This window comes from Streptomyces sp. NBC_00704 (assembly GCF_036226605.1).
In the GTDB taxonomy this organism is placed as follows: Bacteria; Actinomycetota; Actinomycetes; order Streptomycetales; family Streptomycetaceae; genus Streptomyces.
On the sequence record NZ_CP109000.1, the window covers coordinates 2,593,840 to 2,613,782 of the forward strand.

Below are 19,943 nucleotides of genomic sequence, written 5' to 3' on the forward strand. Positions count from 1 at the left end.
GGACGCGGTGGGCGGTTACGCGCCGACGAGGCGGGCGGCCAGGTAGCCCTCGATCTGGTCGAGGGAGACGCGCTCCTGCTTCATCGAGTCGCGCTCGCGGACGGTGACCGCGTTGTCGTCGAGGGTGTCGAAGTCGACCGTGACGCAGAACGGCGTGCCGATCTCGTCCTGGCGGCGATAGCGGCGGCCGATCGCGCCGGCGTCGTCGAACTCGATGTTCCAGTTCTGGCGCAGCGCGGCGGCGAGGCCCTTGGCCTTCGGCGACAGCTCGGGGTTGCGGGAGAGCGGCAGGACCGCGACCTTCACCGGGGCGAGGCGGTGGTCGAGGCGCAGCACCGTGCGCTTCTCCAGCTTGCCCTTGGCGTTGGGGGCCTCGTCCTCGATGTAGGCGTCGAGGAGGAACGCCAGCATCGCGCGGCCGACACCGGCCGCGGGCTCGATGACGTACGGCGTCCAGCGCTCGCCGGCCTCCTGGTCGAAGTAGGAGAGGTCCTGGCCGGAGGCCTTGGCGTGGGCGGAGAGGTCGTAGTCGGTGCGGTTGGCGACGCCCTCCAGCTCACCCCACTCGTTGCCGCCGAACTGGAAGCGGTACTCGATGTCGGCGGTGCGCTTGGAGTAGTGGGAGAGCTTCTCCTTGGGGTGGTCGTACCACCGCATGTTCTCCTCGCGCATGCCCAGGCCGGTGTACCAGTTCCAGCGCTGCTCCATCCAGTACTCCTGCCACTTCTCGTCCTCGCCCGGCTTGACGAAGAACTCCATCTCCATCTGCTCGAACTCGCGGGTGCGGAAGATGAAGTTGCCGGGCGTGATCTCGTTGCGGAAGGACTTGCCCATCTGGGCGATGCCGAACGGGGGCTTGCGGCGCGAAGTGGTCTGCACCTGGGCGAAGTTGGTGAAGATGCCCTGGGCGGTCTCGGGGCGCAGGTAGGCGATGGAGCCGGTGTCCTGCGTGGGGCCGAGGTGGGTGGAGAGCAGGCCCGAGAACTGCTTGGGCTCGGTGAACTGGCCCTTGTTGCCGCAGTTGGGGCAGTTCACGTCCGCCAGGCCGTTGGCCGGCGGGCGGTTGTGCTTGGCCTCGTACGCCTCTTCCAGGTGGTCCGCGCGGAACCGCTTGTGGCAGGAGGTGCACTCGGTCAGCGGGTCGGAGAAGGTGGCGACGTGACCGGAGGCCACCCAGACCTCGGGGGCCAGGATGACGGACGAGTCGATGCCGACCACGTCCTCGCGCGACGTCACCATGTAGCGCCACCACTGGCGCTTCAGGTTCTCCTTGAGCTCGACACCGAGCGGTCCGTAGTCCCAGGCGGCCTTCTGGCCGCCGTAGATCTCACTGCACGGGAATACGAAGCCACGGCGCTTGCTCAGGCTGACGATGGTGTCGATCTTGTCGGCGGCCACGGTGCTCTCTTCATAACGACGACGGGCGACGAAGCGAGGTGCTTCCAGCGAAGACTTCAGGGTACCGGCGGGGACTCCCCCTCGACCAAATCGGGCCCCCGCTCACCGGGGCCATACCGCAGCCCTTCGGGCTTACCGGGCCGTTACCCCTTCCCTGGCGCTCCCTCGGCGGCCCCTTGCCACCCCCTGGCCGCTCCCCTGCCGCCCCTTACCGCCCCCTTGCCGCTCCCTTGTCGGCCAGCTTGTTGACAACGGTTTCCATATTTGTTGAAAATGAGTGTCATGAACGTACGGCGACTCATATCCGGCACGGCCGTCGCGGCGGCCACCGCCCTCGGTCTCGGCTCCCTCTCCGCCTGCTCCTCCGACAGCGCGGCCGCGGCCGGCACGGACAAGTTCGACGTCGTCGCGTCGTTCTACCCGATGGCCTTCCTCGCCGAGCGCATAGGCGGCGACCACGTCCACGTCACCAGCCTCACCGAGCCCGGCCAGGAACCGCACGACCTGGAGATCAGCGCCAAGCAGACCGCCGCGCTCCAGGAGTCCGACGCGGTCCTCTACCTCAAGAACCTCCAGCCCTCCGTCGACGACGCCGTGGCCCAGTCCGGGCCCAGGACCAGGATCGACGCCGCTTCCCTCACCACGCTGGAGAAGCACGGCAACGAGGTCGGCGGCCACGCGGCCGAGCACGACGACCACGAGAACGAGGAGCTGTCCGGCCTCGACCCGCACATCTGGCTCGACCCCGTGCGGTACTCCCAGGTCGCCGAGGGCGTCGGCAAGGCCTTCGAGAAGGCCGACCCCGGCCACGCGGCCGACTACAAGGCCAACACCGCGGCCCTGGTCAAGCAACTCGGCGACCTGAACACCGAGTTCGAGAAGGGCCTCGCGAACACGCGGACCAAGGTCTTCGTCACCACCCACGCCGCCTTCGGCTACCTCGCCGAGCGCTACGGCCTGACCGAGGAGGCCATCAACGGCCTCGACCCCGAGTCGGAGCCCAGCGCCGCCCGCGTCAGGGAGCTTGAGAAGATGACCAGGGCCGACGGCGTCACCACCGTGTTCTACGAGACGCTCGTCAGCGACAAGACCGCGAAGACCATCGCCGGCGACGCCGGACTGAAGACGGACGTCCTCGACCCGATCGAGGGCATCACGGACAAGTCCCGCGGCAAGGACTACTTCTCGGTCCAGCGGGCGAACCTCAAGGCTCTGCAGACGGCCCTGGGAACCAAATGACCACCACGGAGGGCGTCATGGACGCGAAGGCCGAGCCCGTCATCTCCCTGCGCGGGGTCCGCGCCGAGCTGGGCTCGCGCCCCGTCCTGCGGGGAGTCGACCTCACCGTGCGGCGCGGCGAGGTCGTCGCCCTGCTCGGCGCGAACGGCTCCGGCAAGTCGACCGCCGTGCGCAGCGTCATCGGGCAGGTGGCGATCGGCGCGGGCGAGATCGAGCTGTTCGGCGTCCCGCACCGCCGGTTCCGGCACTGGGCGCGGATCGGATACGTCCCGCAGCGCACCACGGCCGCGGGCGGCGTCCCCGCCACGGTCACCGAGGTCGTCTCCTCGGGCCGGCTGTCGCGCACCCGCTTCGGCGTCTTCCGCAAGGCCGACCGCGCGGCCGTCCGGCACGCCCTGGAACTGGTCGGCATGGCCGACCGGGCCGGGGACGGCGTCGACTCCCTCTCCGGCGGCCAGCACCAGCGCGTGCTGATCGCCCGCGCGCTCGCCGCCGAACCCGAACTGCTGATCATGGACGAGCCGATGGCCGGCGTCGACCTGGCCAGCCAGGAGGTCCTGGCGCACACCCTGCGCGAACAGGTCGCGGCGGGCACGACCGTCCTGCTGGTCCTGCACGAACTGGGCCCCCTGGAGCCCCTCATCGACCGGGCCGTCGTCCTGCGCGACGGCTGCGTGCTGCACGACGGGCCGCCCCCGCGCGCCGTCGGACAGCATGCCCTCCCCGGCCACGACCATGTGCACCCGCACGCACCCGCGGGGGCCGAACCGATCCGCACGGGACTGCTGAGCTGATGGACTTCCTGAACTACGCCTTCATGCAGCGGGCGCTGCTCGCCGCGGTCCTCGTCGGCATCACCGCCCCCGCCGTCGGCATCTACCTCGTCCAGCGCCGTCAGGCCCTCATGGGCGACGGCATCGGCCACGTCGCCATGACCGGCGTCGGCCTCGGCTTCCTGCTCTCCTGGTCCCCGGTCTGGATGGCCACGGCCGTCTCCGTCCTGGGCGCGGTGATCATGGAACTCATCCGCTGGTACGGCAGGACCCGCGGCGACATCGCCCTCGCCATGCTCTTCTACGGCGGAATGGCCGGCGGCGTGATGTTCATCAACCTCGCGCCGGGCGGCTCCAACGCCAACCTGACCTCGTACCTCTTCGGCTCGCTGTCCACGGTGTCGGAGTCGGACGTGACGGCGATCTGCCTGCTCGCGGCCTTCGTCGTCCTCGTCACCCTCGGCCTGCGCCGCCAGCTGTTCGCCGTCAGCCAGGACGAGGAGTTCGCCCGCGTGACCGGCCTGCCCGTGCGCGCCCTGAACCTGCTGACCGCGGTCACCGCGGCGGTGACCGTCACCGTGGCGATGCGCGTGGTGGGCCTGCTGCTGGTGTCGGCCCTGATGGTCGTCCCGGTGGCCGCCGCCCAGCAGCTCAGCCGCAGCTTCGCCGCGACCTTCGCGGTCGCGGTCGCCATCGGCGTGACGGTCACCATCGGCGGCACGGTCACCTCGTACTACCAGGACGTCCCGCCCGGCGCGACGATCGTGCTGCTGACCATCGCCGCGTTCGTCGCGCTGAGCGTGCTGGCCGCCCCGCTGGCCCGCCGCCGCGCCCGCGCCCTGGCCGCGGCGCAGCCCGCGGGCGACCCCGCCGAGTGCGCGATTCCGGCCACCCGCGCCCCCGGCGACGAAGTCGGCGTCTGACCGCGCACAGGCCGGGCTGGCACAATGGCCCGGCAAGCCGCAGACGTGAGGAGACAACGGTGACGACCGCTGGACCGCCCGTGAAGGGCCGCGCCACCCGGCAGCGCGCCGCCGTGGCGGCGGCGCTCGACGAGGTGGACGAGTTCCGCAGCGCGCAGGATCTGCACGACATGCTCAAGCACAAGGGCGACTCGGTCGGCCTGACCACCGTCTACCGCACCCTCCAGTCCCTCGCCGACGCGGGCGAGGTCGACGTCCTGCGCACCTCGGACGGCGAGTCCGTGTACCGGCGCTGCTCCACCGGCGAACACCACCACCACCTCGTCTGCCGGGTCTGCGGCAAGGCCGTGGAGGTGGAGGGCCCGGCGGTCGAGAAGTGGGCCGAGGCCATCGCCGCCGAGCACGGCTACGTGAACGTGGCCCACACCGTCGAGATCTTCGGCACCTGCGCGGACTGCGCGGCCACCCCCACGGCCTGACTACCGGGTCGGCCGGTCGGTTCGGCCGGTCGGTTCGGCCGGTCGGTTCGGCCGGTCGGTTCGGCCGGTCGGTTCGGCCGGTCAGGTCGGCCGGTCAGGTCGGCCGGTCGGTTCGGCCGGTCAGGTCGGCCGGTCGGGTCGGTCCGGTGGTCAGACGCGGCGCAGCCGGCTGTCCAGCAGGGCGCGCAGGCGGTCGACGTCCTCCGGTGTGCGGGCGCCCCCCTTCACCAGGACGATCGCGCAGTGGCCGGCCTTGTCGGGGCTGCGCAGGGCGAAGACCCGCGCCGACTCCGCGTAGCTGCCGTAGTTGGCCCAGCCCATGCGCAGGTCGGCGTGGGCGCTCAGCGTGCGGACGCCCTCCGGGCCGACGGTGACCTGGACCCGGCCGTGGTGCCGGTTCGCCTTCAGCAGCTGCCCGGCCGACAGACGCGGCGCGAAGTACATCAGCACCGGCCACAGCGTGAACATCACGCCGAACGACACCCCGCCCGCGTCGTCGCCGCGCACGCCCAGGACGAGGACCGCGATTCCGGCCAGCGCGACGCACGCCAGGAAGACCGGCCGGTGGATCAGACCCACCCGGCCGTTCTTGCGGGACACCAGCCGGACGGCGTCCTCCATGTCCGCGAGACCGTGCTCGTACTCCAGCACCACCGTCTCCTCGCGCACTCCGACGCCCTGCTCCTCGCCCATGGCCCCTCCCCGGTCCCTGCGATGACGAGCCGTGATCGTAACGGCCGGGCGCAGGGCCCCCACGCGCGGGGCGGACCCCCGCCGCCCCGCCGCGTGACCTGCCACATCGCCTGCGGCGCGACCTGCGGCGTGGCCCGCCGCGGGGCTTCAGGAACCGGCGGCGCCCCGCTCCGAGGAGTTCCCCTCCAGGGACAGCAGCACCTCGTTGGGGGTGGCGCCGCCGAAACGGCGGTCCCGGGAGGCGAACTCCACGCACGCGCGCCACAGATCGCGGCGGTCGAAGTCCGGCCACAGGACGTCCTGGAAGACCATCTCCGCGTACGCGCTCTGCCAGATCAGGTAGTTGGAGATGCGCTGCTCGCCGCTCGGCCGCAGGAACAGGTCGACGTCCGGCATGTCCGGGTAGTACAGGTACTTCGCGAGGGTCTTCTCGGTGACCTTGGACGGGTCGAGCCGGCCCGCCTTCACGTCCTCCGCGAGCGCCTGCGCGGCGTCCGCGATCTCCGCCCGCCCGCCGTAGTTCATGCAGAAGTACAGAGTGAGGCGGTCGTTGTCCTTGGTCTGCTCCTGGGCGACCTGGAGCTCCTTGGCGACCGACTTCCACAGCTTGGGCATCCGGCCCACCCAGCGCACCCGGATGCCCAGCTCGTCGAGGGTGTCGCGGGTCTTGCGGATGAAGTCGCGGTTGAAGTTCATCAGGAAGCGGACCTCGTCGGGCGAGCGCTTCCAGTTCTCGGTGGAGAAGGCGTACAGCGAGATGTTGCGCACCCCCATCTCCACCGCGCCCTGGAGCACGTCGAGGACCTGCTCGGCGCCGACCTTGTGGCCCTCGGTGCGCGGCAGCCCGCGCTCCTTGGCCCAGCGGCCGTTGCCGTCCATGACGATCGCCACGTGCTCGGGAACCAGCTCGCCGGGAAGCCTGGGCGGGCGAGCACCCGACGGGTGCGGCTCCGGAGTCCTGTACTCCCGACGCTGCCGCCCCAGGAACCCGCGTACCACCATGTGCCTCTCGTCTCCTTCGACTTCCGCTTGCTTATTTCTCGACGTACCGAAGGGAGCGCAGCCCGCGCTCCAGATGCCAGTGCAGATACGCGGACACCAGTCCGCTGCCCTCCCGGACGTGGCGCGGCTCGCACGCGTCCGCCGTCTCCCAGTCTCCCGTGAGCAGCGCGCCCAGGAGGACCAGGGTCTGCGGCGAGGGCACGACGCTGCCGGCCACCCGGCAGTCGGCGCAGACGGAGCCGCCGGCGGCGACGGAGAAGAACCGGTTCGGGCCGGGCATCCCGCACCTGGCGCAGTCGCCGAAGCTGGGCGCGTACCCGTTGACGGCCAGCGACCGCAGCAGGAACGCGTCCAGGACGAGGTGGGGGGCGTGCTCGCCGCGGGCGAGGGTCCGCAGGGCGCCCACGAGCAGCAGGTACTGCTGCACGGCCGGCTCGCCCTCGTGGTCGGTGAACCGCTCGGCGGTCTCCAGCATGGCCGTGCCCGCCGTGTAGCGGGCGTAGTCGGTCACGATGCCGCCGCCGTAGGGGGCGATGATCTCGCTCTGCGTGCACAGCGGCAGCCCGCGGCCGACCAGCTCGCTGCTGCCCCGTGCGAAGAACTGCACGTCGACGTGGGAGAACGGTTCGAGACGGGCCCCGAACTTCGACTTCGTGCGCCGCACCCCCCGCGCCACGGCCCGCACGCGCCCGTGCCCGCGCGTCAGCAGCGTGATGATGCGGTCGGCCTCGCCCAGCTTCTGGGTGCGCAGGACGATGCCGTCGTCCCGGAAGAGACTCATCGCACACCCCCGCCGGGGGCCCGCCGGGGCCGCCGGCCGCCGCCCGGGCGCGGCAGGGCGCGCCCCGCCTCCCCCGGGTGCCGGGGGCGCGGCACGGCGCCGTCGTCGCGGAACAGGCTCATGGCCCCATTCTCGCCTACGCCGGGAGGGTGGTGTGCCCGCCCGTGGCGATCCCGCGACGATCCCGCGGCGGGCGCGCGCAACCGCGCGTGCGGGCCGGGGCGTCCGTGTACAGGGAAACGACTTCTGTGTTCCCGACGGACGGAGAGAACGATCTCAGCCTCGACCACCCGCCGCACCCTGCTCACCGCCGGCGCGGGCGCCGGCGCCGCCCTGCTGGCCGCCGCCCCCGCACGGGCCGCCGCCGGCCCCGGCCACCGGGCCGACCCCGTCGTCGCCCGCCTGCGCGACCTGGAGTCCCGGCACGGCGCCCGGCTCGGCGTCTTCGCCTACAACGTCCGCACCCGCCGCCAGGTCCGCCACCGCGCCGACGAGCTCTTCCCCGTCTGCTCCCTGTTCAAGACGCTGGCGGTGGCGGCCGTCCTGCGGGACCTGCCCGCGTCGGCGCCGGACCGGCGCGTCCACTACACGGCCGACGACGTCGTGGAGAACTCGGAGATCACCAAGAACCACGTGGCCGACGGCATGACGATCGCGGAACTGTCCGCCGCGGCGATCCAGCACAGCGACAACACGGCGGGCAACCTGCTGCTGCGCGAGCTGGGCGGCCCCGCCGCGGTCACCCGCTTCGCGCGCTCGGTCGGCGACCGCGTCACCCGCCTCGACCGCTGGGAGCCCGACCTCAACTCGGCCGAGCCCGGCCGCATCACGGACACCACGAGCCCGTACGCGATCGCGCGCACCTACGCCCGGCTGGTCCTCGGCGACGCCCTGTCCGCCCCCGACCGGCGCCGTCTGACCGACTGGATGCTCGGCACGGTCACCAGCGCCAACCGCTTCCGCGCCGGCCTCCCCCCGACCTGGACGATCGCCGACAAGACCGGCGGCGGCTCCTACGGCGCGAACAACGACGCCGGCATCGCCTGGACCCCGGACGGCACCCCGATCGTCCTCGCCGTCCAACTCACCAAGCCCACCCCCGACGCCCCCTACGACCACACCCTGATCGTGGAGACGGCGGGGGTGGTGGCGGGGGCGCTGGGCTGAGGGTCAGCGCGGGCGGGTGAACCGTTCCGGTCACGGCGCCGGCGACCGTCGGTAGGATCGAATCGGCTTGGGGAGCAGGGCCGTCGAAGGCGCACGGGGGGCTGTCGCCCGCCTGCGTCGCCGGACGCAGCGAGGGGGCGCGGGCGGAGTGGCCGCATTATCGACCCGGAAGGCGCACGCAGGCGATCTGCCGGGAGTCGCAGGGCTGTTGACGGAGACCTGCGATGCCGCGGACGTGCTGCCGTCGGCCCTGCTGACCGAGTCGATCGCCGCGGACCTGGTCCGCGTGGCGGAGTCGGACGGTGAGATCGTGGGATGCGCCGTGGCGGAGCGGCCCGCACCGGGCCACGTCCGCCTGTCGGTGATCGCCGTCCGTGCGGGCCTGCGCCGGCAGGGGGTGGCCCTTCGTCTCCTGGACGCACTGTCGCAGCGGATCTCGGAACTGCCGGGCCCGGTACCGCTGTTCTCGGCCGTGGTCGACACCGCCGAGCCGGCCCTGTCGAAACTCCTGCTGCGGAGCGGCTTCATCGGCACGCGCGTCATGCGCACCAGCCGTGAACCCGACGGCATCTGTCTGCACTACCAGCACAAGAGCCGCGTCGAGTACGTCGACCCCGACACGCGCTATTTGGTGCCCTTACGGGCGCGGGCGCAGCTGATCGAGTCCCTCGCGCCCCGCGACCAGGCCGTGACCGCCCTGGTGTCCCTGCGGGGGGAGCCGGCGGTGGAGGTCACCCGCTTCGAACAGGACGACCCCGCGACCCTCCAGTCCGGTGAGGCGGCGGCCGGCATAGCCTTCTCCGGCTCGATCCTGGCGGCCATCACCTTCCTCCTCGGCTTCGCCTTCACCTCGACGCGCTTCCCCGACGACGTGCGTCTCCTGCTGATCGGCGCGACGTTCAGCACCGTGCTGTCCCTGATCGTCTACGCCAGCGCCTCGGGAGAGCTGGCGCGCATCCACTCGAACACGTTCGGGAAGATCATGAAGTACGGCAACGTCCTCTCCGAATACGGCGGTGTGCTGCCCTTCCTCATCTCCCTGCCCGTGACCTACGCCCAGGCCAGCGGAGATCCCCGGACGACCATGGTCCTCGCCGCGCTGCTGAGCGCGGGCCTCGCCTGGTACGAGTGGTCCGAGTTCTCCATCGCCCACCGCTTCCGCCGCAGTCCGGCCGAGGTCGCCCTCATGGCGTTCACCGCGGCCTCGCCGCTCGTCGGCGCGGCGATCATCGCGACGAAGACCACCAGTTGGCCGTGGACGGCGGCCCTTGCCTGCGCACTGGCGGCGCGGACCTGGCTGTATCTCTACCGGCGAGGTCCCGAGGCGGGGACGGCCGGACGCAGGCAGTGGCAGATCCGCGAGTGAGCCGGGGCGGCTACCCCGCCGCGCGGAGCAGATCGACGGCCTCGGCGGCACATCCCCAGGACAGGGTCAGTCCGGCGCCGCCGTGACCGTAGTTGTGCAGCAGCAGCGCGTCGCCGCGGCGCTCCGTCTCCAGCCGGACCTCGGGCCTTACCGGCCTGAGCCCCACACGGTGTCCGACCACCCGGGCCCCGGCCAGGGAGGGTTCGACCTCCGCACAGCGCCGGACGATCTCCCGGGCGGCCGCCGGGTCGGGACGCAGATCCCAGCTCCCCCAGTCCGAGGTGCCGCCCAGCACCACCACGTCGGACTGGGGGTAGAGGTAGGTGAGTTCCTCGGCGTCGGGGGTGTCGTCGCAGAAGAAGGTCCGGATGCCGGGGTTCTCGACGACGACGAGCTGGCCTCGCACGGCCTGGACGGACGGATCGCCGGCCAGGGCGCGCGAGCCGGTTCCCGTGCAGTTCACGACGACGGGCGCCTCCGCCAGCGCCTCGTCGAGCGAATCGTGCCGGTACCGGCGCAACCGGCCGCCGGCGGCGGTCAACCGGTCGACGAGACGGGCCAGATAGGCGGGCATGTCGACGACGGGAGCGCGGTAGCGCCATCCCTCGGCGTATCCCGGTCGCAGCTCGCCCGGATCGCACGGCACGGCGTCCACCCAGGGGGCCCAGGCGGGCACGTCCCGCGGCACACGCGATTCGTGCGTGCCCTCGACGAGACGGACACCCGTCCGGGCGTCGGCGCCGAGCCCCACGAGGACCCGGAGCGTTTCCCTGCTCCAGCGCTCCACCAGGTCGGCGGGTTCGGCCAGGAACGGATCCCAGGAGGCGCCCGCGGCGGCCGAGGTCGTGTCGGCGGGGAGCAGTTCGGCGTCGACCCGCACGGCATGGCCCGCTTCCGCGAGGAGCACCGCCGTGGTGAGTCCGATCACGCCCGCGCCGATCACTACCACCGGTGCCGGCACGTCGCCTCCTCGGGTCGGGGCCGCGGTCCCCGTGGCCGCCGCGTCCGCGGGACGGCAGTCTAGCCGCGGCCCGTGCCGTCGCCGGTAAGGCCGAACCGCCGCACATACCCCCGCTGCCAAGGTGTCTCCACCGCGCGGGGGTGGTAGTTGTCGCGGACGAAGCGCACTGCTCTCTCGGGCGGTACGCCGTCCAGTACCGCCAGGCAGGCGAGCGCCGTGCCGGTGCGGCCGCGGCCTCCGTGGCAGGCGATCTCCACGCGTTCGCCGGCCGCGCGGCGCCAGGCCTCGGTGAGGGCCGCGCGGGCGTCCCGGCGGTCGGCGGGGAGGCGGAAGTCGGGCCAGCGCAGCCAGCGGGACTCCCAGGGGGCGCGTTCGGGGCGGGCGCCGAGCAGGTAGAGGCCGTACGCCGGGGCCGGCGCCGTCGGGTCCAGCGGGTGGCGCAGGCCGCGGCCGCGGACCAGGCGGCCTGACGGCAGTTCCAGCACTCCGGGGTCGCCGGCGCACCAGGCCCACGCGTGGTTCTCCATCACTCCATTCGAACATCGTCACGGCGGCCGGGCAACCGATTCCGTCCGACCGGTGGTCTGGAGGGCGAGGAGGGTGCTTGATGCAGGCCGAACAAGAGGACCGGTTCCAGGAGTTCGTCAGAGCGCGCTGGTCCCGGCTCGTGCGGACCGCGTATCTGCTCACGGGCGACGTCCACCACGCGGAGGACCTGACGCAGACCGCGCTGGCGAAGGCGTACCGGTCGTGGCGGCGGATATCGCGCAGCGACAACCCGGAGGCCTACGTCCGGCGGATGCTGGTCAGCTGCAACAGCGACCGGTTCCGCAAGCGCAGGGTCGTCGAGGCGCTGACCGCGGCGCCGCCCGAGCGGGCGGGCCGGGACGAGGGCGCGGGACGGGTCGAGGAGCGGGGCTCCCTGATGGCGGGACTGGCCCAACTCCCGCCGAAGCAGCGGGCGGTGGTGGTGCTCCGGTACTGGGAGGACCTGTCGGAGGCGGAGGTGGCCGAGGTGCTGGGCTGCTCGCAGGGGACGGTCAAGAGCCAGGCGTCGAAGGGGCTGGCGAAGCTGCGCTCGTATCCGGGGCTGACCGCCGGCCGCACCGCGTCCGGCAGCCGGACGCAGCCCCCGTCCGAGCCTCGGCCCCGGCCCCGGCCGCAACCGCAGCCGCAGCCGCAGCCGCAGGGAGGCAGCAGGTGAACGAGCCTTACGAACACCGAGAGTTGGAGGAGCTGATGCGTGAGATGCTCGCGCAGGACGCGTACACGATCCAGCCCGCCCCGGCGCCCTACCCGGCGATCCGCCGGCGTGGACTGGCCGAGCGGCGGCGGCGCGTGGCGGTGACCGGGGCGGCGCTGGCAGCGCTGGCCGCGGTGCCGGTGGGGGCGTACGCCGTGAACGGCGGGGGCGGGGGCCGGGGCGCCGACACGGCAGCGCCGCACCCGTCGGTGAGCGCCACGCACGACCGGACGGCGAGCCCGTCCCCCGCGCCGGACGGCCCGGCGCGGCCCGCCACGAAGGGGCAGTTGCTCGACGGGATCACCTTCGAGCAGGCCGCGGACGGGCTGAAGGAGTGCCTGCGGGCCGAGGGCGGGCACGCGGGCGGCGCCCGTGATCTGGGCAGGGCGAAGGACTACCGGATCGTCCTGGCGCTCAGGAGCACCGGGGACTCCAACAGCCCCGGCGACGGCTTCAACGTCGTCGCGGTGAAGGAGAAGCCGGCCGGTTTCCGGGTGGTGTGCACCCTCGAGGACGGGGTGGCCTCGGGCATCAGCGTCAGTTCGAGCGACGCCGGGCCGCCGGACGCGGGTCCGGTCCTGCCCGACGTCAACGGCGGCAAGCTGTACCAGCAGTCGTTCATCGACAAGGGCCACTGGAAGCTGCCGTTCCGCTGGGGGGTCATCGGCACGGTGGAGCCGTCGGTCGCCAAGGTGACCGTCTCCTACGGGGACAGCCGTACGACGGCCGTCCTGGACGGAGAGTGGTTCGTCGCCGCGGGCACGCTGAACCGGCAGGTCACCCTCGCCCCGCACATCAAGGGCTACGACACGGCGGGCAAGCTCGTCTACGACTCCGACACGGACAGCACGTACCAGCGGACGCTGCCGTAGGGCGGCGGGACGGCGGGGCAGCGGGGCAGCCGGGCACTCCCCCAGGGCTCGCAGCCCCCGGACCCGCAGCCCGTAACGCCGCCGCCCCGGCCCGGCCCCCGGCCCGCCCGCCCGTGCCGTTCAGGTCGTTCCCGGTGACACCAGCCCCGACTCGTAGGCCACGATGACCAGTTGGGCCCGGTCGCGTGCGCCCAGCTTGCCCATGATGCGGCTGACATGGGTCTTCGCGGTGAGCGGGCTGAGGCCCAGCGTCTCGGCGATCTCGGTGTTGGTCAGTCCCCGGGCGACCAGGGCGAGCACCTCGCGCTCGCGTTCGGAGAGTCCTTCCGGGCCGCCCACGGGGGGCGGTCCGGCGGGGCCGCGCAGGAACCGGGCGATCAGCCGCGCGGTCGGGCCGGGCGACAGCAGGGCCTCGCCCGCGGCGATCGTGCGGATGGCGTCGAGGAGGTCGGCGGGGCGGGTGTCCTTCACCAGGAATCCGGAGGCGCCCGCGCGCAGCGCCTCGACGATGTTCTCGTCGGTGTCGTAGGTGGTCAGGACGAGGACGCGGACGCCGGTCAGCTCGTCGTCGGCGGCGATCAGCCGGGTCGCCTCGATGCCGTCGAGGTCGGGCATGCGGATGTCCATCACGACGAGGTCGGGGCGGGTCTCGCGGGCCAGCCGCACCGCTTCCCGGCCGGTGCCGGCCTGGCCGACCACCGCCATGTCCGGCGCGGACTCCACGAGCATCGCGAACGCGGCCCGGACCAGCGTCTGGTCGTCCGCGAGCAGGATTCTGAGCCCGCTCACCGGGCGGCCTCCGTCGGCAGTACGGCACACACCTCGAACCCCTCCCCGTCGCCGTTCCTCGGTCCCGCCCGCAGCGTGCCGCCCACACTGCGCGCCCTCTCCCGCATGCCGGTGAGCCCGAAGCCGGGCGGACCGGCATCCGCGCCGCCGCTGTCCCCGCTGTCCCCGCCGATCCCACCGGTTCCGCTGCTCCGGCTGTTCCCGCCGGTCCCGCCGGCTTCCTCGCCGTCGCCGTCGCCGTCGTACTTCACGGCGCCCGTGCCGTCGTCGGTGACCGTGATCCGCAGCGCGCCCTCCCGCTCGTCCACCCGTACGGCGATCGCGAGGCCGGCCCGCCCGCCGTGGCGGACCGCGTTCGTCAGCGCCTCCTGCACGATCCGGTAGGCGGCCGCGCCCACCGCGGGCGGCACCTTCCCGGCGTTCAGCGACAGTTCGGCGCGCGCCCCCGCCGTCCGGGCGCTCTCCACGAGGTCGGGCAGTCCGTGCAGGCCGGGCAGCGGCCCGCGCCCGTCGGGGACGCCGTTCTCGCGCAGCACCTCCAGTGTCGTGCGCAGTTCGCCGCGGGCGCTGCGGCAGGTCTCGGCGATGTCGTCGAGGGCTTTGGCGACGGCCGCGCGGTCGAGGCGGTCGGGGTCGGCGGCCAGCACATGGGCGGCCACGGACGTCTGCACGCCGATGAGGGTGATGCTGTGGGCGAGGAGGTCGTGCAGGTCGCGGGCGATGCGCAGGCGTTCCTCGGCGACGCGGCGGCGGGCCTCCTCCTCCCGGGTGCGTTCGGCGCGTTCGGCGCGTTCGACGATGGCCCCGACGTACTGGCGGTAGTAGCGGACGCTCATGCCGCAGAAGAGGACGGCGACGACCCAGCCGGAGATCCGCAGGACCTCCGCCGCCCCGCCGGGGTCGGCGAGGCCGCTGACGACGAGGGTCAGTCCGAGGACGGCGCCGCCGGTGAGCAGCGTGCGGCGGGCCGGGCCGGTCTCCGCGATCGTGTAGAGCGCCACCATGGTCGCGGGGACGGGCGCGGCATGGGCGTTGCCGAGGACGTGGTACGGGACGACGCAGGCGGCCAGCACGAACAGGACCGCCACCGGGGAGCGGCGGCGGCGGACGAGGGGCACGTGCGCGGCGAGCAGGAGGGTCCAGCCGAGCGCGTCGGGGCGCGGCCCGTCGACGCCGGCCAGGGCGAGGGCCACGGCGAGGACGGCGGTCGCCGCGGCCGGCAGTGCGCCGGTACGGGTGGGGCGGGGCGCGGCGCGGGGGTCGCGGTGGATCGCCCGCATGATCTGCTCGCCCCGGCGGCGGGCGGGTGTGGTGGTTGCCTGCACGGCATCATCCTGCGGCACCGGGGCGCCCCTCCGGGAGGGAGGGGCGCCCCGGCCGTCAGACGGGCTGGCGCGCACGGTCGCCGGTCTGCGGTCCGGGCTGCGGCGCGCGGGCCAGCGGGCCCGGCCACCACACCCGCCGGCCCAGCGCCACGCTCGCGCTGGTCACCAGGTAGGTGCGGACGAGGAAGGTGTCCAGCAGCACGCCCACCGCGATGACGAAGCCCAGTTCGACGAGCTGGACCAGTCCCATGTTCGTCAGGACGGCGAAGGTCGCGGCCAGGACGAGACCGGCGGAGGCGATGACCCCGCCGGTCGTGCGCAGCGCGGTCAGCGCGGCGGCGACGGGTTCGGCGCCGCGCACCGACTCCTCGCGCATCCGGTGCATGAGGAAGATGCCGTAGTCGACGCCGAGGGCCACCAGGAACACGAAGGACAGCAGTCCGAGTCCGGGGTCCGTGCCCTCGAAGCCGAGGACCGGGCCGAAGACGAGCCCGCCGAGGCCGAGCGCCGCGCCCCACACGGCGACCACGGCGGCGACCAGCATCAGCGGCGCCACGAGCGAGCGCAGCAGCGCGATCAGGATCAGCAGGACGGAGGCGAGGACGATCGGGACGACGACGAGCCGGTCGCGGGCGTCGGTGTCGGCCAGGTCGAGCTGCTGGGCGCTGGGGCCGCCGACGTAGGAGCCGGGGAGCCGTTCGCGCAGCGCGCGGACGGTCGCCGTCTCGGCCGCGGACTGCGGCGGCGCGTCGGCGGTCACCTCGATCTCGGTCCAGCCGGCGCCGGTGCGGCCGGTGCGGGCGTCGGCGACGCCGTGGGTGGCGCGGACCGCGGCGAGGGTGGCGCCGGCCCGGTCGGCCGGGGTCAGGACGTCGATGGGCTGGGCGGACTGCCGGGGGAAGGCCTCGGCGAGGGTCGCCATGGCGGAGACGGAGTCGGGCCGGTCGACGAAGGCGTCCTGTTGTCTGAGCGCGCCGGGCAGGTTGAGCGCGCCCAGGGCGAGCGCGCCGAGCAGGACGGCGCCGGCGGTCAGGACGGTCCGCGGCCGGCGTCCGGCGGAGGCGCCCATCGCGGAGAACAGCGACCGGCGTTGCGCGGGTGTGCTGCCGTGGGCGGGCACCAGCGGCCAGAACACCCGGCGGCCCAGGAGGACGAGGACGGCGGGCAGCAGCGTCAGCATCGCCGCCAGCGCGCACAGCACCCCGGCCGTGCCCAGCGGTCCCATGCCCCGGCTGGAGTTGAGGTCGGCGGCGAGCAGGCACAGCAGTCCGGCGGCGACGGTTCCGGAGGAGGCCAGCACGGCGGGTCCGCAGCCGCGCAGCGCGGCCAGCATGGCGTCGAGGGGCCGTTCGACGCGCCGCAGCTCCTCCCGGTAGCGGGAGACGAGCAGCAGGGCGTAGTCGGTGCCGGCGCCGAAGACGAGGATGGTCATGATGCCCGAGCTCTGTCCGGACACCGAGGTGCCGAAGGCCTGGTGGAGGCCGTAGGCGACGGCCATGGACAGGAAGTCGGCGACGCCGGCCACGACGAGCGGCACGAGCCACAGCACGGGGCTGCGGTAGATGAGGATCAGCAGGAGGGCGACGACGGCGACGGTGGTGTAGAGCAGGGGGCCGCCGAGGGACTCGTAGACCTTGCCCGCGTCGGTGGCCAGCGCCCCGGTGCCGCCCACCTCGACGGTCAGCGCGCCCTCGCCGCGGGCGGTCCGGCGGACGTCGTCGACGAGCGCGTCGCGTTTCGTCTCGTCGGTTCCGGGCTCGTTGGTGGCGAGGGGGTACATGAGGGTGGCGCCGTCGGCGGAGGGGACGGCGCGCGGGGTCCCGGTGAGGGCGTGGGCGCCGGCGACGCGGGCGATCTGTGTGCGGGCCGTGGCGCGGTCGGCGGCGGTGAGGCCGCCGTCGCGGTGGTAGACGACCACCAGCTCGGTGCTCTCGCCGCCGGGCAGTTGTTCCTGGAGTTCGGCTGCCCTGGTCGAGTCGGCGCTCGCCGGCAGGTAGTCGGTGACGCGGTCGTGCTGGACGTCGCCCAGTTTCGCGGCGAACGGCGAGGCGAGCGCGAGCACGCCCACCCACAGCACGAGCATCAACCAGGGGATGCTCTTCCTTTTCCCGGCCCCCATGAGATGGGCCCTCCCTTCGGTTCGGTCGTCCGGATGCGTTCTCCAGACTTCCGGCGGACGGGGGGCGCTTCGTCGGGCGCGAGGGCGAGTTCGCGGGTACTGCCGGGGGTGACCCGGCGGCCGCGTTACTCCCCGGGGAGTACGGGGGTGCGGGAGGGGCGGGGCCGGTGCGCGGGGGCGGGCGGGGTCAGGAGGGTGTTCCGGCGGCGGCGAGGAGGCGGGTCACGTCGTCCGCGCAGATCGTCAGGGCCGCGCCCACGGTGGTGAGGGCCTCGCGTTCGGCCGGGGTGTAGGGGCCGTCGGCCAGGGCGATGCGGGCGCCTTGCAGGAGGATCGATTCGCGGCCGGCCGGGGCGAGGTGGGCGGCGAGCGGGTCGAGGGCCTCGTGCAGCTCTATGGCGAGACCGGGGCCGTAGGAGGGGCCGTAGTTGCGGCCGGTGTCGGAGGCGAGGGCGTCGACGAGTGCGGAGAGCTGTTCCTCGGTGCAGTCGGTGAAGCCGGCCGCGCGCACCGCGCCCGCGGCGGTCTCCAGGGAGGTGCGGGAGCAGGCGCCGGCGGAGAGGACCGCGAGGGCGACCGTGTGGACGGCGTCGCGCAGCATCGCCGAGAAGCGCACGGTGGTGGGGTGGTCGAGGACGTCGGTGCCGAAGTGTCGGCGGCAGGCGGCGCACTCGACGACCGGGCCGGTCCCGCCGCGCGGCACGAGCGGCACGCCGAGGACGGTGAAGCGGCGCTGTCCGGTCAGCCGCAGGTAGTTGCGGTCGCCGCCGCAGCCCGGGCAGAAGAACTCGCCGTCGCCGACGGGCGTCCACGCGGTGCGGGTGCCCATGATGTGGGCAAGCCGGGTGACACGGCCGTCTCGTCCCCGTTCTGGCAGCACGTCGCACCTCCGTAACCCCGTGGCAACATCGCCACGTCTGCGTGATGTTAGCCACAGGGGACAGGTGTAGTCAGCACTCTGGACGAGACCTTTCCGTGACCTCCACCGGACAGTGGCCGAAAACGACGGGGCCCCGCTCGCCGGGGTCGGCGAACGGGGTCCTCAAACCGCCGGTCAGGATGGTCAGCGCGTCGCGCGGTTGACGGCCGAGACGACCGCCTTCAGCGACGCACGCGTCGTGTTCGCGTCGATGCCGATGCCCCACAGGACCTTGTCGCCGATGGCGCACTCGATGTACGAGGCGGCCTGCGCGGAGGCGCCCTCGCTCATCGTGTGCTCCTGGTAGTCCAGCAGCCGTACGTCGATGCCGACGGACTGCAGGGCGTCGAAGAAGGCCGAGATCGGACCATTGCCGGAGCCGGTCAGCACGGTGTCCACGCCGTCGACGGTGGCCTCGACCTTGAGGGTGTCCACGCCGTCGGTGTCGGTGGTCGACTGGCCGTTCCTGACCTGGATCCGACCCCAGGGGTTCTCGGGGTTCGGCAGGTACTCGTCCTGGAAGACGGACCAGATGGCGTTGCCGGTGACCTCGCCGCCCTCGGCGTCCGTCTTGGCCTGGATGAGCCGGGAGAACTCGATCTGCATCCGGCGGGGCAGGTCCAGCTTGTGGTCGTTCTTCAGGACGTACGCGATGCCGCCCTTGCCGGACTGCGAGTTGACGCGGATGACGGCCTCGTAGGAGCGGCCGACGTCCTTCGGGTCGATCGGCAGGTACGGGACGGCCCACTCGATGTCGTCGACGGTGACGCCCTTGGCCGCCGCGTCGGCCTCCATGGCGTCGAAGCCCTTCTTGATGGCGTCCTGGTGGGAGCCGGAGAAGGAGGTGTAGACCAGGTCGCCCACGTACGGGTGGCGCGGGTGGACCTCCATCTGGTTGCAGTACTCCCACGTGCGACGGATCTCGTCGATGTCGGAGAAGTCGATCTGCGGGTCGACGCCCTGGGAGAACAGGTTCATGCCCAGGGTGACCAGGTCGACGTTGCCGGTGCGCTCGCCCTGCCCGAACAGGCAGCCCTCGACGCGGTCGGCGCCGGCCATCAGGGCCAGCTCGGCGGCGGCGACGGCGGTGCCGCGGTCGTTGTGCGGGTGGACGGAGACGCAGACGTGCTCGCGACGGGAGAGGTTGCGGCTCATCCACTCGAAGCGGTCGGCATGGGTGGAGGGGGTGGAGCGCTCGACGGTGGCCGGCAGGTTCAGGATGATCTCGCGGCCCGGGCCGGGCTGGTAGACGTCCATGACCGCCTCGCAGACCTCCAGGGCGAAGTCCAGCTCGGTGTCGGTGAAGATCTCGGGGCTGTACTGGTAGCCGAACTCGGTCTCGGGGCCCAGCAGTTTCTCCGCGTACTCCATCACCAGGCGGGTGCCGTCGACGGCGATCTGCTTGATGTCGTCCCTGGAGCCGCGGAAGACCACGCGGCGGAAGACGGGGGCCGTGGCGTTGTACAGGTGGACGGTCGCCCGCCGGGCGCCCTTCAGGGACTCCACGGTCCGCTCGATCAGGTCCTCACGGGCCTGGGTCAGTACGGAGATGGTGACGTCGTCCGGGATCGCGCCCTCTTCCTCGATGATCGAGCGCACGAAGTCGAAGTCGGTCTGGCCGGAGGCGGGGAAGCCGACCTCGATCTCCTTGTAGCCCATCTTGACCAGCTGGTCGAACATCCGGCGCTTGCGCTCGGGCGACATGGGGTCGATCAGGGCCTGGTTGCCGTCGCGCAGGTCGGTGGAGAGCCAGCGGGGGGCGGCGGTGATCCGGTTGTTCGGCCAGGTGCGGTCGGGGATGTCGACCTGGTCGTACTGCCCGTACTTGTGGATCGGCATCTGGCTGGGCTGCTGGCGGTTCGCCATGGGGCGTGGGCTCCTCGGGGTGACCGGA

Annotated in this window: 19 protein-coding genes; 8 read left to right on the forward strand and 11 right to left on the reverse strand. The window is 72.9% G+C overall.

Annotated features, from left to right (window positions below):
* Positions 1-15 precede the first annotated feature (15 nt).
* A complete protein-coding gene (locus tag OG802_RS11390; RefSeq protein WP_329409665.1) occupies positions 16-1,398 on the reverse strand; it encodes a glycine--tRNA ligase in 1,383 nt (460 codons plus the stop codon).
* A 282-nt stretch (positions 1,399-1,680) separates the two neighbouring features.
* Between OG802_RS11390 and OG802_RS11395 the strand changes: the two genes are divergently transcribed.
* Genes OG802_RS11395 through OG802_RS11410 form a run of 4 tightly spaced genes read left to right on the forward strand, consistent with a single transcriptional unit; the run spans position 1,681 to position 4,812 of the window.
* On the forward strand, positions 1,681-2,637 hold the full coding sequence (locus OG802_RS11395; protein ID WP_329409668.1) for a metal ABC transporter substrate-binding protein: 957 nt from the start codon (positions 1,681-1,683) through the stop codon (positions 2,635-2,637).
* Positions 2,634-3,431 (forward strand): metal ABC transporter ATP-binding protein, encoded by a 798-nt coding sequence (locus tag OG802_RS11400; RefSeq protein ID WP_329409670.1) that lies wholly within the window; start codon positions 2,634-2,636, stop codon positions 3,429-3,431. The genes OG802_RS11395 and OG802_RS11400 overlap by 4 nt, the downstream gene beginning before the upstream one ends.
* A complete protein-coding gene (locus OG802_RS11405; RefSeq protein WP_329409672.1) occupies positions 3,431-4,333 on the forward strand; it encodes a metal ABC transporter permease in 903 nt (300 codons plus the stop codon). Before OG802_RS11400 ends, OG802_RS11405 begins: the two co-directional genes overlap by 1 nt.
* A gap of 59 nt (positions 4,334-4,392) precedes the next feature.
* Positions 4,393-4,812 carry a Fur family transcriptional regulator gene (locus OG802_RS11410; protein ID WP_329409673.1) on the forward strand — a complete coding sequence of 140 codons (420 nt, stop codon included), beginning with the start codon at positions 4,393-4,395 and terminating at the stop codon, positions 4,810-4,812.
* Between the two features lie 150 nt (positions 4,813-4,962).
* On the opposite strand, the gene OG802_RS11415 is transcribed toward OG802_RS11410, so the two are convergent.
* The 3 genes from OG802_RS11415 to recO all read right to left on the reverse strand — a co-directional run bounded on the left by OG802_RS11415 (position 4,963) and on the right by recO (position 7,288).
* Positions 4,963-5,505 (reverse strand): hypothetical protein, encoded by a 543-nt coding sequence (locus OG802_RS11415; protein WP_329409675.1) that lies wholly within the window; start codon positions 5,503-5,505, stop codon positions 4,963-4,965.
* Between the two features lie 147 nt (positions 5,506-5,652).
* Complete coding sequence (locus OG802_RS11420; protein ID WP_329409676.1) at positions 5,653-6,507, reverse strand: isoprenyl transferase; 855 nt, start codon at positions 6,505-6,507, stop codon at positions 5,653-5,655.
* Positions 6,508-6,538: 31 nt separating this feature from the next.
* The gene (recO, locus tag OG802_RS11425; protein WP_057574747.1) at positions 6,539-7,288 is read right to left on the reverse strand and encodes a DNA repair protein RecO; all 750 of its coding nucleotides are present in this window, start codon (positions 7,286-7,288) and stop codon (positions 6,539-6,541) included.
* Between the two features lie 120 nt (positions 7,289-7,408).
* Between recO and bla the strand changes: the two genes are divergently transcribed.
* Positions 7,409-8,455, forward strand: coding sequence for a class A beta-lactamase (gene bla / locus OG802_RS11430; protein ID WP_329409677.1), 1,047 nt, complete (start codon positions 7,409-7,411; stop codon positions 8,453-8,455).
* Between the two features lie 208 nt (positions 8,456-8,663).
* Entirely contained in the window at positions 8,664-9,821 is a 1,158-nt protein-coding gene (locus OG802_RS11435) for a GNAT family N-acetyltransferase (protein WP_329409679.1), read from the forward strand.
* 10 nt (positions 9,822-9,831) lie between these two features.
* Here the strand turns inward: OG802_RS11435 and OG802_RS11440 are convergent, their stop codons facing one another.
* Both OG802_RS11440 and OG802_RS11445 read right to left on the reverse strand, forming a co-directional pair.
* Positions 9,832-10,782 (reverse strand): FAD-dependent oxidoreductase, encoded by a 951-nt coding sequence (locus tag OG802_RS11440; RefSeq protein WP_329409681.1) that lies wholly within the window; start codon positions 10,780-10,782, stop codon positions 9,832-9,834.
* Positions 10,783-10,841: 59 nt separating this feature from the next.
* A complete protein-coding gene (locus OG802_RS11445) occupies positions 10,842-11,309 on the reverse strand; it encodes a protein-tyrosine phosphatase family protein (RefSeq protein ID WP_329409682.1) in 468 nt (155 codons plus the stop codon).
* Positions 11,310-11,389: 80 nt separating this feature from the next.
* Here OG802_RS11445 and OG802_RS11450 point away from each other — a divergent pair, with 80 nt between their 5' ends.
* The gene (locus OG802_RS11450; RefSeq protein ID WP_329409684.1) at positions 11,390-11,986 is read left to right on the forward strand and encodes a SigE family RNA polymerase sigma factor; all 597 of its coding nucleotides are present in this window, start codon (positions 11,390-11,392) and stop codon (positions 11,984-11,986) included.
* Positions 11,983-12,897, forward strand: coding sequence for a hypothetical protein (locus tag OG802_RS11455; protein WP_329409685.1), 915 nt, complete (start codon positions 11,983-11,985; stop codon positions 12,895-12,897). Before OG802_RS11450 ends, OG802_RS11455 begins: the two co-directional genes overlap by 4 nt.
* Before the next feature lie 120 nt (positions 12,898-13,017).
* Here the strand turns inward: OG802_RS11455 and OG802_RS11460 are convergent, their stop codons facing one another.
* The 5 genes from OG802_RS11460 to leuA form a co-directional block, all read right to left on the reverse strand.
* A complete protein-coding gene (locus OG802_RS11460; RefSeq protein ID WP_329409687.1) occupies positions 13,018-13,686 on the reverse strand; it encodes a response regulator transcription factor in 669 nt (222 codons plus the stop codon).
* Positions 13,683-15,011 (reverse strand): sensor histidine kinase, encoded by a 1,329-nt coding sequence (locus tag OG802_RS11465; protein WP_329409689.1) that lies wholly within the window; start codon positions 15,009-15,011, stop codon positions 13,683-13,685. Before OG802_RS11465 ends, OG802_RS11460 begins: the two co-directional genes overlap by 4 nt.
* 55 nt (positions 15,012-15,066) lie before the next feature.
* The gene (locus OG802_RS11470; protein WP_329409691.1) at positions 15,067-17,130 is read right to left on the reverse strand and encodes an MMPL family transporter; all 2,064 of its coding nucleotides are present in this window, start codon (positions 17,128-17,130) and stop codon (positions 15,067-15,069) included.
* A gap of 187 nt (positions 17,131-17,317) precedes the next feature.
* A complete protein-coding gene (locus OG802_RS11475) occupies positions 17,318-18,010 on the reverse strand; it encodes a TerB family tellurite resistance protein (protein WP_329409693.1) in 693 nt (230 codons plus the stop codon).
* Between the two features lie 183 nt (positions 18,011-18,193).
* Complete coding sequence (gene leuA, locus OG802_RS11480) at positions 18,194-19,915, reverse strand: 2-isopropylmalate synthase (RefSeq protein ID WP_329409694.1); 1,722 nt, start codon at positions 19,913-19,915, stop codon at positions 18,194-18,196.
* Positions 19,916-19,943: the final 28 nt, after the last annotated feature.